The organism is Pseudoflavonifractor hominis, from assembly GCF_014288125.1.
GTDB classification, from domain to species: Bacteria; Bacillota; Clostridia; order Oscillospirales; family Oscillospiraceae; genus Pseudoflavonifractor_A; species Pseudoflavonifractor_A gallinarum.
Window position 1 is genome coordinate 199516 of sequence record NZ_JACOPR010000003.1, and the last position, 14601, is coordinate 214116.

Below are 14601 nucleotides of genomic sequence, written 5' to 3' on the forward strand. Positions count from 1 at the left end.
AAATAAGTGATTGTCAGCCATCTCAAGTCACTCAAATGAGTAGGACGGCCTGACCTGTGCTAATTACAGGTTAGGCCGTCCTATTTATTGACCAGTTTCATCTCAGTCCCAAGTATTGAATACGATCTCACCCACCGTTTGCGGATTCCAATAACGGATTTGCTCCAGTTCTTCTGGGCTCAGCTCCTCGCACAGGCCATGCCAGTCCTGGTTCAGTTCGTTGGGGCTCAGAACCCGCACCGGGCCATCCGGCAGCTGCAACCAATCCGGTGGACTGATGAGAACAAATCTGCTGGCGCCGTCCCACTGGGCAAAAGCTATGTAGGGATAGTGGATGTTCTGCAAAATAAAAACAGCATCGTCATATCTGCTGAGTTTGGCAGAGTAGAAGTTTCTTGGGTAGGTATCTGTGTCCAATTCTGTCACAGTCCCGCCATTTTCCATGGCAATGAAGTAGCACATCAGGCAGAACGCTTTTTCGTCCAAATGCGGCGGCGGGGCGGTGTCCACGCCCCCAAATCCTGTAATTCCTTTCGGAAGTATCATTTTCATCGTCCTCTATTTGCAGTTGTGTTCTTGAATATTCGTCAAACAAGCCTTTTTGTGATGGCCTCATCCACCGGTTCCAATTCCTTCTCCAGAACACATTGCAGATCCCACAGCATTTTGGATTCTTCTTTGCCCTCAACCGTCAGTTTCCCTGTAGACTCCCAGCGGCAAAGAAGTCTGTAAAGGATGAGGGCTTCGTGTTCATTTAATTCAATCTTCATCATTCTATCTCCATCAGCGCAGCAGGTCATCAATGCAGTTACCGTCAAGGTCAAAAATTGCGGTATAAATTGCCACAAAATCCCCCTCATCATCATTGATGTCCATACTGAAAGCAATGCAGAGCAAAGGCGTGTCATACATATAGTTTTTCTCAAATGCGGCAATTTTCCGCTTAAACTGATAGGTTTTCGCCACAGTCCGGTAATCTGCTCGTATTTCTTTCTGAAAATCCTCCGGATTATCATCGTACCAATTTTTCAGGTACCTCATCATGCACTGCTTGGTTTTCTCAAATATCTCATACTTTTCAAGGTAATCATCAAACGGCAACCCGTTCAGCAACATCTCGCTCATGGCATACGCTCCTCCTTTACACAAGAAACATCCCCTGGGCCTCAACCAGTTTCCCCAGAAGTTCTATTGCGGCCTGGTTTTCTTCAGTCATTTTCTTCAGTGTGACAATGATATAGACATTACTTCTCCAGAAATGAAACACCATATCAAGCGATGAAAACCAGAAGGTTAAAGAACCATGGGTTTTATGGGAAACCAGCTCGGAAAGCATATCCAAGTCATCAATAGATTCTAATGGGAATTCAAGGTAATACCCATCTTCATTAGGTGTTTTAGCCATGAATTCCTCATCATCTGGTAATGCAAGGCCGGTAACAAAAACGCTCTTTAGTGGGTAATAGCAAGAAAAATGAAGAACAATTTCCAGCCACTTTTCATACAGCTTGTCCATGTTGGCTTTTTTATAGTAATGCTTCTCGAGTAAGGCGATACCATCGTTCAGTCCATCTGCAAGACCACCAGGAACTACATCGATAGCATAGGCTTTTGCATTGTCCTCCGGCTCAGTGGAAAGAAGATTTTCCATTTTTGCATCATACGGCCGCATGGAAAAACCTTTGAACCCTATCTGCTCAAAAAGTTGCTGCATTTCATCATAACTCAAAGCCATTGTTTGATCGCCTCGCTTATATATTTTAGTCTCCCAGGCCGGACAATCCGTATCCATGCTCCATGGCTACATCACATACATGACCCAATTCATCCGCAAAACGCCGGATCTTCGGGAAGGATAAGCCATATTGCTGAATTACACGGTTTTCTTCTGCGCCATGTACCTCAAGCCACTTGACGATAGATTGCGAAAAAGTCTTGATTGCCGGAACCTGGTCTGCTTCCAGTTGGATTTCCATGTATGGATCGAATTGATAATAGCATGTATAGTTTGTGAGCTCGTCTCTGATATCGTACAGGAAGTGGCCTATTTCTTCCGGTTCTGATACAACGTGATCTTCCATCCTTTTTTCGGGGGCCATCGACGCAATCTCAAACGCATGGTTAAGGTCTTTGGCTGCATATATATCAAGTGCCATCCTTTCATCGTCCTTTCTTTTCGTTATTTTACAGGGTATCCCTTACTTGTCTTCTTCCGGCCAAACCGGCTTTCCCGGAGTGCCGTCCGCGTTGATATAGCAGCCGTCTATGATGGTTCGTACACCGCCGCCGAAGCTCCAGCGATTTTCCTCGATGAACATCAGGAATCGGTCCAGGAACTGGTCCTCTGAAAGCTCCATGGGCACCTCCACGCACCCTTGGAACTCAAACTCCTTGCGGTGCACCTTAGCAATTCCAGCACTGGGCGCGATCACGGTGACCTTAGGCGGCTGCGCTGCAATTACATCTACAACAAGATTGGTCCCCACAAACAGCCAGTGGACAGTGCCCTCAGGAAGCAGGGTGCTTCGTTCTCGGAGCGTATTCAAATATGCGGAGTCTGTACTTTTCCAGAAAGACCATGCCTGCTTAGAATCGGAGATCCAGAGATCTTCCCGGTAACGTTCCCCAGACAGTTGATAGCTAACGATGGATTCCCATGTGAGCATCAGCCGCTGCCCTTCCAGCTCCTCTTTGTATCTCCCATCCGACAGCAAAATCAGGGTGTATCCATCCGGCCTCATCCATATATCGTCCACATCGTACATCGTGTCCAGGTTATCATGAGGATACCATTTTTTAAATATTTGCTCCATCCTTTGCCTCCGTTTTGCTCCGCGTTTATTCCTTACTGTCTACCCACATCAAAACTTTTCTGCACCTGGGACAATGCCATGCGGGGTGCTCCGCCAGGGTAAACGGAATGGCGATGGTCTGCCGGGTGAACAATCCCGCAATTCCCTTTTTCGCCTTCTCTGTCTCTGAGGTGAACTCATACCAGCTCTCAAAACCAGCGCCAACGCACTCCGCCGTGCCTTGCTCCATCTCAGCGCCGCAATCCAAACATTTCATAGGTCAATGTCCTCGCTTTCCGGCTCCTCAAACGGCAGCCTGATGGGATAAAAGTCCAGCACAAAGTGCTCCTCATCAATTCCTGTATTGGGATGGCAGTCCGAGCGGCCAAAGGTCACATCCCCGATCCGGTGGGTGAAGTCCTTGGGGCAGCTGCCAAAGACCACATACTGGCAGACGCAGTACTCCAGGTATCCGTTCTCGTCCGGCTCCAGCGGAAAGGTTTCAAAGGGCTTTTCAATGTCTACCCCCAGGGAGTCCAGATACCGGGCCACCTCCGGATAGGCCGCTTTGACCCTGGCACAGTAGTTTTGGCAGTAGGCGCAATCACAGATGTTCTCTGGGCCGAGATTGTGGTAATAGGCCCGTGTTTTCTCAATATCCGGTTTCATAGGTTCCTCCTCACACCAGGAGCCACCTCTGGCCGTTCGGCATTCGTCGGAAGCTCCCCGGGATTCGCTCCAGCAGTTCCCCGGTATCATAATCCCGCACCAGAAGCTCCTCCCGGTAGTCCGGGTCCTCATACCAAACCGAAGTATACAGCCTGTTTCCTTCCAGAAACTCAAAAAACTCATGGTCCTCTATGGCAAAGTCCCGGCGCTCCGGCCAGATAATTTGAAACTGATTGTCGTGGGCTGACCTGGTCAGCATAAGCGGCGATGCCTCCAGCATGAGATTATAGCAGTCCGCCACGATCGAGAGAGGCAACACCGCCAGCGGCTTAGTAGTTTCCTCTGCTTCATGGAAGGTCAGAATACGAATCTCTTCCTTCGGAAAATCCACCAGAAGCAGTACGATCTGCCCGTCGTGATACACTGGTCTGCCAAGGTACTGCCCCGACTTTGTGCATACCGGCTCATAGACCGTGCCCTCCGGGCAGTGGACCAGGACAAGCCGGTTTTTGTCGATGGGATGGCCGCTGTGGAACAGTTCCTCGGCCTCATATAAATCGTTGCTGGCATAGTCGGTGCCCCAGTACCATTCGCTGCTGCCAGGCAGCGGCTCCAGATTCGTAATCCCATTTGTGATGATGCGTTTCATATCATATCCTCCGGCTATACCTTGGTGAAGTCCTGAAATTATATCACAGTGAATGGAGGATGCTCATGAACATTTTCTTAAGGTTTTTTAATCTGCGGATAGAAAATCCACCTCTATGTTCTCAATGAAATGTATTGCAAAACGCTATACAAATGAATATAATAGTTTTGGAAAGGTGGTGTCCTTTATGGCAGCCAAAACAGCCAATGTAACGGCAAGGGTCCAACCCGAGATCAAGCAGAAGGCCGAGGCGATTCTCGATCAGTTAGGTATCCCGGTATCTGTGCTGATCGATTCTCTTTATCGGCAGATTATTATGACAAACAGCATCCCCTATTCCTTCCGTATTCCCGCTCTTCCAACGCAGGACGAACTCTCCGCGGAACAGTTCAACCAGATGATGGAGAAAAGACTGAATCAGGCCAAGGCGGGTCAAGGTATGGATCTGAACTCTGCCTTTGCCCGTATCAGTGAGAGTATTTGAGAATGGAGTATCAAGTCAAACTGACTGGCAAAGTTCTTTTTGTTTACAGTCCCCCAATTTCTGAGCCGTGGACAGCACAGAAATGACTTGCTTAATCCCGTCCACAGAGGTACAATGCAGGCAGTTAAAGGCATGAAAAACGCTCCCCGTCCCTGTCGGTAAAAGTAACCGGCAAGGGCTGGGGAGCGTTTCTGACCACAGAACCTACCACACACCGCCTCGGACCACACGGAAACAGCATGGTCAAAGAGGCCCAAAGACGAAGTGGATCGGAGCGGAAACAGCTAAAAATGGCCGGAAATACTCGAAAAAAGTTTCAGGGGCTTGTTCGCATTGTAGGGGTCGTCGGTTCGAATCCGATCAGGTCCACCATATATGGAAATCGCCGCAGTTTTCACTGCGGCGATTTTTTATTGTCTAACTAATAAGGCGCGGACAGCCAGCTGGCTGTCCGCGCCTTGTTTTCGCAGGTAACGGGATCGGATCCCACGTTGTTACCAGGTCACGTATTTCTCACAGAACTGCTTAAGCATCACCGCGACCTGGGCGCGGGTCGCGCTGCCCCGGGGACTGAGCATCGCTTTCCCGGTCCCGTTGATGATGCCGGAACCAACCGCCCACTGCATCGCGGGAACGGCATACTCTCCCAGCTCCGCAACGTCCGCATAGGAGAGGAGATTGGTGCTCTCTCCCACGCTCACATCATAGCCCTTATACTGCGCGTAGCGATACAGCATAGCGGCCATCTGCTCGCGGGTGATCGGATCGTCCGGACCAAATTTGTTGTCTCCGTATCCGGCGACGATCCCCTCGCTGGCGGCCCATCGGACCGCCTCGCCATACCAGGAGCCCTGGTCCACATCATCGAATGTCATGGCATAATTCACCACAGGACTGCCTTCCACTCTCCACAGAATGGTGGCAATCATGCTGCGCGAGGTGGTTACCTCGGGGCTGAAGGTGGTGGCACTGGTGCCCGCCATCAGGCCATGCTCGTAGACATAGCGTACCCCCTCTTCATACCAGGACCCTGCGGGCACATCCACAAAGGGCAGTCCGTCCGAGGTCATCTCCGCAAAAGAGGCCTTCACGGTAACGGCACCGGCCGGCATGGTAAAGGTGTACGTGCCATCCCCCTTGCCGTTGAGAGGGATCGTCTTTCCGGTCGGATCGGTGGCGGTCAGACTGGCGAGCCGGTAGCCTTCCTCCGGCGCGGGGGTCAGTGTGATGGCCGTGCCCGCGGTGGCCATGCTCCGGCTGGCAGTCACGGTTCCGTGGTCGCCGGATTCCACCGTGATCTTATAGCTGGGGTTTCCCCCACCCCCGCCGCCGCTGGTGTGTGTGCTGGTGATGTGCAGGGCGTAGGCGGTGCTGCCGATATGCACGGTGATGACCGTTTCTCTTGCGCCAATGGGGATGTACTGGCTGCCGCTGCCGGTGAATTCCGTACCGTTGATGGTGACCTTCTCCCCGCTGCCGGAGATGGCGGTGACCAGGGTACCATAGTCGGAGATCCCGGAGATGGCATAGGTGAGCACCCCGTTTTCGTCCGGTTTGAAGTCATCCCGGGTCACAGGCAGCCCCTCAAAGGTGAGGCTGTCCTCGCCCGCCGCCGCGGCGTGGACCACCACGCGGCTGCCCAGACGGGTGAACGGGATCGTGCTGGTCTGCACGGTCTCGCCAAGCAGCGTTCCGCGGATGTCGGTGGTCTTGGTCTCCAGCACCTGGCCGTCCTCGTCCAGCAGGGAGGCCACCAGAGTCGCGGTGGTCTGATCCTGGAGCGAATTGTTCTTCAGCTCCACCACAGCGGTGGTGACGTCGGTATTGGTCTGCGTCACGTTCCGCGTGGTCTTTTCCCCGGTGCGGGCATATGCGCCGGTGAGCAGGACCGCGGAGGTGTTATTGCCGGTGGCATACTCCGCCATGGTCTGGCTGTTTTCCTTCACTTCCGCCTTGGCGTAGAGGTACACGCCGCTGGCGGGGACCTCCTCCTGCTGCAAGGTGTTGCACACATAATCCTTCAGATCATAGGTGAACTGGAAGGTCATGCTGCCCTGGTCCATGCGCCGCAGGGCGTCGCCGCGGAGGGTGACCGTGTTGCCAGATACAGATACGCCGTCCTGGCTGCCCTCCAGGGTGACCGCAGCGGCACTGGTGTACTCGGAATCGGTGTAGAGGCTCAGCTCCACCGTGCGCCCCGTGTTCTCCAGCAGGGCCGCGGAATCGTTGTACAGGGTCACCTGGACGGTGCGCTTGCCCTCATGCTCACGGACCACCTCCATAGAGGAGATCCCCACGTCGTTGTAGTCCAGGTGGAGGGTGTCGCCGGCAAGCGGTCCGCTTCCATCGGCAGTGATGGTATAGGTGGTATTGGCAATGGCGGCGCCCGTCTTGTACAGCACCGTCACGCTGGCGCTCTCGCCGGGGTTCAGGGCAACGGCATCGGAGGCATATCCGCCCACCTCCGCCTTCAGGCCGGTAAGCGGGGTGGTGCCGGTGTTGCGAAGGGTGAACCCGACCGGAGTGAAGGCGTTTACCTGCAGATTTGCATAGTCCACCGAGATGGCGTCCACCGACACGGCCTCCGCCGTCAGGCTGCCGCCGCCGGTGAGCAGCTGATCGGTGTCGGCGGGCACCGCATATCCGGCCACGTTTTCCGTTGCCGACTCACTGTACTGAGTGCCGAAGATGTAGGCGCTGATCTTGCCGTCGCTGTCCTTCCAGGCGCTGAAGGAGTTGGACAGGGTACGGCTGGGCAGGGTGACCAGAGGCTGAGGCGTGGAGAGATACACCTCTCCCCCGCTCTTGCACAGCTGGGTGCCATAGAGCACGCTGTGGTCGGCCTCGCCCTTGGCGTTGGATGCCGTCTCGGCCCACACCAGGGTCAGGCCATGGACACTCTGGCCGCTCTCTTTTGCAAACTGGAAATTGGAGTTGATGTTCAGATTCTCCTCCTGGGAGATGGCCTTGACGCTGGCCGGGATGGCGTTTTCGCTGCTGCCGTTGTAGAGCTGCCCATCGGCGCCCACGGCCTGCAGACGGATGTCGCCGCCGTCCTGCGTGCTGTACCAGCCCAGGATAAAGGAGCCATCCGCCGCCGCCACCTGGGGATTGGCGTCGGTCTCCTTATCGTTGGTGAGCACCACCAGATCGCCCAGGGTGCCGTCCTTCTCCACCACACGGTAGGCCAGCTCGTAGCCCTCCATGGGTTGATTCTCCGGGTCACTGGACCCGCGATCCAGGGTAAAGACCACGATGGAGGTCCCGTTCTCCAGCATGGCGGTTTTCAGGCCGACCACGCCGCCCTGGGAACCGTTGTAGGCCATCTTGGCGTCGCTCCAGCCGTTTCCGTCATAGATGCTGAAGCAGATGCTGTCTCTGGTGTCGAAAGAAGTCAGATCATTTGCATCCGAGGCATAGACGCTCCGCCAGAAGACCACGGCATGGCTGCCGTCCACCGCCGTCACCGGCGCCAGGTCGGGGGAGGCGTTGTCGGTGAGCTGCTTGGTGGTCCAGCTGCTTCCGCCGTCGGAGGTAGCAGCCACCATAATCTCGGTGCTGTTGAGCAGCTGCTTCTGCTCGTCGGGGGAAATGGGATCGCCGGCATTTTTGTCCAGATTGGTGCTCAGACGGGACCAGGCGGCCACGGTAAAGCCGCTGGTGCCGGAGAGCGAGGGGGACAGGTCGCCGAAGCCGTTGTTGGTGTCGTCCCCGTCGTCGTCGATGACCGCGCCCTCATCGCCCACCTTGCCGGCCCGGATGCGGCTGGCATAGAAGTCCTCGCTGTTGCCGTCGCTGATGTAGGCCGAGAGGCTGCCGTCGTCATTCACCACCGGCTCGGAGCCGGGGTTGGCGTCGCTCTGCACCACGGTCGCGTCGCTGTCAAAGCCGGGGGTATTCCAGGCGCGCTCCCCATTGGCGTAGGCCTCCAGATAGCTGCGGCTGAGCAGGGTGGGCGTACCCGCCAGAGACGTGGTGCTGGTGCCGTTTCCGGTCCAGTAGTCGTTGATGTACTGATAGTCGCCGAATTTTTCGTTGTAATTGACCTTGCCGGAGACCAGCGCTCCGTCATAGGAGATGAAGAGCAGCTTGACCACCACTTTGAGGCCCACCTCGCCTTCCACGCCGAGGGCCTGTCCGTTGCGCTGCTGGCCGCTGGTCAGATAGGTCCGGGAGAGGAACTGGTTGGTGGAGTCGCCGGTGAGCTTGCCGAACAGGCCGATCTTCAGCGCCACGATGCTGTAATCAAAGCCCACGCCGCCAAAGGCGCTGATATAGCCGTTGATGCGCAGGGTGGTGAGGAAATCGTTGACGGAGTCGGAGGCCTTGGCCTCTTCGCTCCAGCCGGAGGTATCCTTCACCTGGTCGGTGTAGACCGTGGCGGCCTTGTAGTCCAGCTGGAGGGACAGACCCGCGCCGAAGGAGGCGGTGATGGGGATCGGACCGGCAAAGAAGTTCACATTGGCCTCAAAGCCCACGCCCGCACCGGCGGTAAAGCCGCCGCTTACCACACGGAAGGCCCACGCGTGCTGGTCGGTGTCGTAGTAGAACTGGCCCTCGTAGCAGCCGGTCAGCTGCGCGCCGAAGTCCAGGCCGGAGTTGGTGGTCTTCAGATAGTTCTGTCTCAGGTCCTGTCTGGGGTGGTAGTTGCCCTGGGCCATATCGCTGAGGTCGCCCACGCTGGGCACACCCACCTGCCGCTCGGTGTCCAGCAGCTCATAGTTCATGGACAGGCCGTCCTGGTCGTAGTCGAAGTCCTCCAGTTCCAGGCTGTCATAGCCGCCCCAGATGAGCACATTGAAGACCGTGCTGTCCTCCGTGGGGGTGATGAGTACTTTGAACAGGGGGTTGCTGGAATTGGCCACCGAGCGCAGCATGGAGGCGATATCCCCGTTAAAGGCGCTGCTGATGGAGCTGCCTCCAAAGGTGAAGCGGCTGCTGTTGCTGTTCAGGCCGTTCTGGAAGCTGCCCTGCATATCCAGCACCACCGCCTTGGCGTCCTCGTTGACCAGCTTCACATCGGTCAGATCAATGACCTGGAAGGGCATGGACACATCCTTGAGCAGCTGGTCATTCTGGTACACGCAGGCCCGGAGCTTGGCGGCCGTCTCGGGCTTGAGCCAGCCGGACTCCGTCATGGTCTTCTTGGTCAGGACCATGGTGTTGGTGACGATAGGGATGGAGGAGAAGGGGAAGGTGCTGTCCTCCACGGTCTGTCCCTCGGGTACAAATCCGTTTTCCCCGGTCATGGAGACCGTGGCCTTGCCATTTTCCGCTTCCACGCCCCAGAGCATAAAGCGGCTGGTGAGCTCGGCATACTTGTAGGTACTGTTGGGACCCACTCGGCCGGTGGAGCCCATGACATCCCGGATTTGCAGATCGGTTCCGCTCTCCTTGCCGTAGGCCATGGTCTGGGCAGTGAGGAAGGGCTGCTCCTCCTGGCCCTGGGGAACTGTCTCCAGATTGACCACGGCGCTGCCGGTGCGCAGGATGCGGTCGGCGGACATGCTGCCCTGGATGTTCACCAGAGTGGGATAATATTTGTTATTGTTCATGTCACTGAGCTCGAACCAGTAGTCCAGCGCAGCGTTGGTCAGCTGTCCGGTATAGCCATCGGCCGCAAACTGGGTGGCATCCATGTACACCGTCAGCTTGCCGTCTTGATCGGTGGTGTACTTGCCGTCGGTGGCCCCAGAGATCAGGCTGCCGGAGGTGGGTCCCATCTGGGCGCTTTCACAGTAGTAGCCGCCCAGGTACACACCGCCCCGGAGGGTGACGGTCTCGTTGGCAAAGGGTGTGCCGTCGGGCTGCACCAGGTACAGCTCCGCCTTGGCGGCGGGACGGAGGGTGACGGTGTTCAGGGGATAGAGCTGCAGCTTGGCCGCGTCCCGCTCCCCGCTGGAGAGAGCGCTGTTGAGAATGGTACCCAGATTGGGCTCCTTCTCGCTGCCCGAGCGGAAATACACGTCGCTCTGGATGCCGCTGGGCTCATAGAGGGCCAGAAGGCCGTCCGCATTGGTTTGGACCGTCTTGCTCTCGCCCGCGCCGTTGGTGTAGGTGACCTCCGTGGTCACCGCGGGCGTGACCTGGAAGAGGTAGAACTTGTCCCGCAGGGTGTTCACATTCACGGTCACACTGTCGCTCATGCCGGTGGCCGCGTGGGTGGCCGTGATGGTGGCGGAGCCGTCCGTGGTGGCGGAGAGCGCCATCTGCGTCCGGGGCAGATAGGTCTCGTAGCTCAGATCCGCAATGTTGTCCCACAGACCGCCCTGGCGGTAGTAGATGCCCACGGACTCCGGGTGGTCCGAGACCCACCGGATGCCGTCCCGGAAGCTGCTCCAGTTGTAGGCATCCGCGTTGATGCTCACGTACTCGATGAGGCCCAGCTCCTGGCGCAGCTCCAGAATGCGTTTGCTGTCCGTGGGAAGGCTGCCGCTCACCTTGGAGGTGTTATCCATAGTGATCGGGCCTTCCGGCTGGATCTCCAGCGCGCCGGAGCGGTAGACCCGCAGCACGATGGAGTCGGAGCTGGGGGCAAAGTTCGGGCTGCCGGTCTCATTTTCGGTAAAGGTGATGGTGTAGGTGTCGTAGAGGCCACTGCCCACCGCTGCCGGTGTAAAGCGCACCGTACCGCTGCCCCCGTCTACCGATGTGGCGGACAGGCACTGGCTGGTGACCTCTTCCGCCGTCGACGCACCGTCCGCCATACGGGCGGCGGACAGGGTGCCCTTTGCATCCGGATTGCCCGAGATGGTGCAGGTGAGCGCGGCGGTCTCCGCATCGGTGAGGTCGGTCTTGTCCGAGGTGATGCGCAGCTGGGTGGGCGGGGAGAGCACCGTAATGGAAGAGGTGGCCGCGCGTTTCTCGGGGCTCTCCATCCCGACCTCCACGGTGTACTGGCTCTGGGGATAGGTCACCGGCAGGTCTGTGGCCGGGATGGTACAGGAGGTGATCCGCTCCCCCCCGGCCGTACTCTTCACCTCATAGCTCTTGCTGGGCTCGCCGGTGGCATCCGTGCCCGCAAAGAGCTTGACAGTGAAGGTGATATCCTGTCCCGGATAGAGGTCAAAGACATTGGTGTTCCACTTCACCGTGGCGCTGCTGCCGCTCTGGAGCAGGGACTCCTGGGCATACTGGGGGATGCCCAGATACAACTTGTCGCCGGCGGTGATGGTAAACTCCAAATAATTGGATTCCTTATCATCCTTTGTATCCTCCGGCGTACCGTTGTCGGCCACGTAGTAGAAGCTCACTTTGCCGGTTTTGGACTGGAGCTCGATCTGGCCCTCCTTGGTAATGGTGGCAACGGTTTCGTCTGTGCTGTGCCAGGTGCCGCTGGTGGCCGCCCCCTCCGGGCTGGTCTGCGCCTGGAGCTTGGGGATGGCTTCGTCGCTGAGGGCAATCGTGTAGTTGTAGTCCGGCCCAGCGCCGACCACACTGATGACCACATCGGCCACATCCACACGCCTGGCGATGGTGACCGATTTTGTCTCCCAGGGCACGGTCTCCCAGCTCTCTCCGTTCTTTACCTGGAGCTGAACGGTGACGTTCTGCTCCACCGTTGTGGGCGTGAGGGGGTACGGCTTTGCGGTGAAGGTGTAGGAGTCATTGGCCCCTTCCTCCATGGTAACCGTATGCTCCTGATCCGGGGCGCCGTTCACGCTGACGAGCAGCCGCATCAGGCCGGTGGGATCGGTCAGATATTCGCTGTACATCTGCTGATATTCGCCCTGCTTGGCCGAGATGGCGAAATTCAGCGCCTTGCCGCTCTCATCATAGGTGACATCCAGGTTCTCCACGGCATTCTTCAGAATGGGGGTATCCAGGGTCACGCCGGAGACGGTAACGTTATTCACCTCTTTGGCCTCGTTGCCCCAGTAGTCTGTGATGCCGGAGTTAGAGGCCACGCCCACGGTAAGGACACCATCATCCATTTCCTTGACCTCATAGAAGAAGGTGATGTACTTGCCGCTGGTGGAGCCGTGGAGCTCTTCCAGCGTGTACGGAGTATTGTTGATGGTGATTTGGGTATCATTCGTGGCCTGAATGAACTCATCGGCAGTAATGGTAATCGGAATCACATCGCCGCTCCGGTAGGTACCCTGCGGTGCGGAGACGGTGAGGATGGGGGCCTCGCCGTCATTTACCAGTTCAAAACTGGACTTGGTGGTAGTGGCGGTATAGCCGTTTACATAGTAAACGTAGGTTTCGTCAAAGTCGCCGTCGCTGATCTGATCCCATTGTACCGTGTCATCCTTGCAGATAATTAATTTCAGAAGAAAATTCAGGGGATAGACCGCGGGGTAAGAGGACATCGTTGTGGAGATGATGTTGTAGGAGATGTCCGCCGTCCCCCTGCCGGAGGGGAGGCTGAGCGGAAAACCGGTGACACTGTTTGCGTCGATGTAGGGGTTCGCGCCGAGAAGGACGCTCTGCGGCACAATCAGCGTGCGGTGCTGTTCCCCGGTGATATTTTGGTAATCATCGGTGTTCTCCTGCTTGATGGTGGCGGTGACGTGGGTGCGTATCGCGCTGTCGGAGTCGAGCGTGTCAAGGCACTGCTGGAGATAAGTCAGCGTCTGCTCCAGTGCCTCGAGATCGGTGCTCAACGCCAGCGAAAACCCTATTTGGCTAACGAGCTCGTAATCGATCTTGTTAGAAGAGGTCATCTCTTGGGAGGCGCTTGCAGAGCCTGGCATGGCCGGCAACGGATTGGAGATGGAAAAGTAGCCGTTCCAGCAGTCGCTCAGGCCGCTCCCGTTCTGGAAGAAGAAGCCCTGGGCGTCATAGAAGGACACATTCTGCCAGATATCCCCGAAGGAAATCTCACCAAATGAAAGATAATTTTTCCATGTTGTCGCATAATCCGAGATCCCAGGCGCACTAATGCAGAGATACAGCGGCCCGGTGTAATCATTCCTGAACGCATCTGTCGTCAGTGTGTACTCTGTTCCGTCCACCTGTAACATTTCCTCTGGGGTAAAAAAGTAAATGATTTCACCGCTGTTGTTCCCCAGAGAATAACGGTTGCTGGTCTGATCGGACAGGTAGACGGCAAGCCCACGGTTAAACATATTGCTCACAGACTCTTCGCCCCAGAATCCCATGGCCTTGAGCACATTGGAAAAATCCACCTTGAATTTGATCGAGAGGGTGGTGCCCCGCGGGATGGTCACGTCGGGGGTGCTGATGTAATAGGTGTCGTCCTTCACCTGCACGTTGCTGGTATCAAAGACGACCTGTTCGCGGTTGGCCGTCAGGGTCATGCCCTCGCCCTGGAGCTGCTCCAGCAGGCTGTTGAGATTCTCCAGGGTCTCCCCCTCGAAGGTGGCCCCAGTAAAATACTTCTCCTGCAGATACTGCAGCTGCCGCTCGATGGCGATGATGGTCTTGAGGTCCTTCAGGGCGATGGGCACCCCGTCCACCTCTGCCACCTGGGTGAGATCGGTGGCCGGATCGCTGAGCAGGGCCTCCATCTCCTCCAGGGTATAGGTCTCCCCGTCCAGGTCGATGGTCCGGTCGGTGACCAGATTGCCGTCCTCGTCCAGGAGACCCAGGGTGTCGAGCAGGTCATAGACCCCCTCATAGCTCTCGCCGGTGAACTGCTCCAGCTGCTGGAGCAGGCTTTCATTCCGTTCCGGCGGATTGCCCAACAAGCCGCCTACGGCGGCATAAGCCGTGGCCGGCAGCAATGACAGGGTCATGCAGACTGCCAGCAGCAGGCTCAACACTCTCTTTTTCACACACATTCCTCCTTCTATCCGTCCATCTGCATGGAATCCAGCAGCTCATTGATGGATGCACGCACGCAGTAGGCCCCATTGTCCCAGACCACCTCGCTGTCCACCAGCCGGGCGGTTTTAAACAGCTCCGGCGACGACAGCCTTCCAAACCGGATGGCGTGGACCCGCTGCTTCATGTCAATGACCGCCTCGCTGCCGTTGGGAAAACTCAGCTTGAGCTGATAGTTGGGAAGTACCTGCAAAGTGATGCCGGAGGCGTCCATA

Annotated in this window: 12 protein-coding genes; 1 reads left to right on the forward strand and 11 read right to left on the reverse strand. The window is 56.7% G+C overall.

The genetic code is table 11. The features are described from left to right. Positions 1-102: 102 nt before the first annotated feature. The 9 genes from H8S34_RS06275 to H8S34_RS06315 all read right to left on the reverse strand — a co-directional run bounded on the left by H8S34_RS06275 (position 103) and on the right by H8S34_RS06315 (position 4110). On the reverse strand, positions 103-552 hold the full coding sequence (locus tag H8S34_RS06275; RefSeq protein ID WP_145996828.1) for a hypothetical protein: 450 nt from the start codon (positions 550-552) through the stop codon (positions 103-105). Between the two features lie 35 nt (positions 553-587). Next, on the reverse strand, positions 588-773 hold the full coding sequence (locus H8S34_RS06280) for a hypothetical protein (RefSeq protein WP_180956753.1): 186 nt from the start codon (positions 771-773) through the stop codon (positions 588-590). A 10-nt stretch (positions 774-783) separates the two neighbouring features. Next, the gene (locus tag H8S34_RS06285; protein WP_186963342.1) at positions 784-1125 is read right to left on the reverse strand and encodes a hypothetical protein; all 342 of its coding nucleotides are present in this window, start codon (positions 1123-1125) and stop codon (positions 784-786) included. Positions 1126-1141: 16 nt separating this feature from the next. After that, positions 1142-1729: a hypothetical protein gene (locus H8S34_RS06290; protein ID WP_186963343.1), complete on the reverse strand. Its 588-nt coding sequence runs from the start codon at positions 1727-1729 to the stop codon at positions 1142-1144. Positions 1730-1760: 31 nt separating this feature from the next. Then, positions 1761-2156, reverse strand: a complete 396-nt coding sequence (locus H8S34_RS06295) for a hypothetical protein (RefSeq protein WP_186963344.1) — start codon at positions 2154-2156, stop codon at positions 1761-1763. 42 nt (positions 2157-2198) lie between these two features. Continuing rightward, on the reverse strand, positions 2199-2765 hold the full coding sequence (locus tag H8S34_RS06300; protein WP_207724929.1) for a hypothetical protein: 567 nt from the start codon (positions 2763-2765) through the stop codon (positions 2199-2201). A 73-nt stretch (positions 2766-2838) separates the two neighbouring features. Next, positions 2839-3069, reverse strand: a complete 231-nt coding sequence (locus H8S34_RS06305; protein WP_186963345.1) for a PF20097 family protein — start codon at positions 3067-3069, stop codon at positions 2839-2841. Continuing rightward, positions 3066-3461: a hypothetical protein gene (locus H8S34_RS06310; RefSeq protein WP_186963346.1), complete on the reverse strand. Its 396-nt coding sequence runs from the start codon at positions 3459-3461 to the stop codon at positions 3066-3068. Before H8S34_RS06310 ends, H8S34_RS06305 begins: the two co-directional genes overlap by 4 nt. Positions 3462-3471: 10 nt before the next feature. Then, on the reverse strand, positions 3472-4110 hold the full coding sequence (locus tag H8S34_RS06315; RefSeq protein ID WP_186963347.1) for a hypothetical protein: 639 nt from the start codon (positions 4108-4110) through the stop codon (positions 3472-3474). Between the two features lie 124 nt (positions 4111-4234). Here H8S34_RS06315 and H8S34_RS06320 point away from each other — a divergent pair, with 124 nt between their 5' ends. Next, the gene (locus tag H8S34_RS06320) at positions 4235-4594 is read left to right on the forward strand and encodes a type II toxin-antitoxin system RelB/DinJ family antitoxin (protein ID WP_243207934.1); all 360 of its coding nucleotides are present in this window, start codon (positions 4235-4237) and stop codon (positions 4592-4594) included. A 494-nt stretch (positions 4595-5088) separates the two neighbouring features. On the opposite strand, the gene H8S34_RS06325 is transcribed toward H8S34_RS06320, so the two are convergent. Together H8S34_RS06325 and H8S34_RS06330 are read right to left on the reverse strand one after the other, a co-directional pair. Beyond that, a complete protein-coding gene (locus H8S34_RS06325; protein ID WP_186963348.1) occupies positions 5089-14337 on the reverse strand; it encodes an S-layer homology domain-containing protein in 9249 nt (3082 codons plus the stop codon). A 14-nt stretch (positions 14338-14351) separates the two neighbouring features. Next, entirely contained in the window at positions 14352-14600 is a 249-nt protein-coding gene (locus tag H8S34_RS06330; RefSeq protein ID WP_101691926.1) for a DUF2442 domain-containing protein, read from the reverse strand. Between the last annotated feature and the right edge of the window lies 1 nt (position 14601).

Excerpts from the sequence above, each read along its gene's own strand:
- H8S34_RS06275 (WP_145996828.1), bottom strand. The coding sequence starts at position 552 with ATGAAAATGATACTTCCGAAAGGAATTACAGGATTTGGGGGCGTGGAC.
- H8S34_RS06280 (WP_180956753.1), bottom strand. The coding sequence starts at position 773 with ATGATGAAGATTGAATTAAATGAACACGAAGCCCTCATCCTTTACAGA.
- H8S34_RS06285 (WP_186963342.1), bottom strand. The coding sequence starts at position 1,125 with ATGAGCGAGATGTTGCTGAACGGGTTGCCGTTTGATGATTACCTTGAA.
- H8S34_RS06295 (WP_186963344.1), bottom strand. The coding sequence starts at position 2,156 with ATGGCACTTGATATATATGCAGCCAAAGACCTTAACCATGCGTTTGAG.
- H8S34_RS06300 (WP_207724929.1), bottom strand. The coding sequence starts at position 2,765 with ATGTACGATGTGGACGATATATGGATGAGGCCGGATGGATACACCCTG.
- H8S34_RS06305 (WP_186963345.1), bottom strand. The coding sequence starts at position 3,069 with ATGAAATGTTTGGATTGCGGCGCTGAGATGGAGCAAGGCACGGCGGAG.
- H8S34_RS06310 (WP_186963346.1), bottom strand. The coding sequence starts at position 3,461 with ATGAAACCGGATATTGAGAAAACACGGGCCTATTACCACAATCTCGGC.
- H8S34_RS06315 (WP_186963347.1), bottom strand. The coding sequence starts at position 4,110 with ATGAAACGCATCATCACAAATGGGATTACGAATCTGGAGCCGCTGCCT.
- H8S34_RS06320 (WP_243207934.1), top strand. The coding sequence starts at position 4,235 with ATGAAATGTATTGCAAAACGCTATACAAATGAATATAATAGTTTTGGA.
- H8S34_RS06330 (WP_101691926.1), bottom strand. The coding sequence starts at position 14,600 with ATGGACGCCTCCGGCATCACTTTGCAGGTACTTCCCAACTATCAGCTC.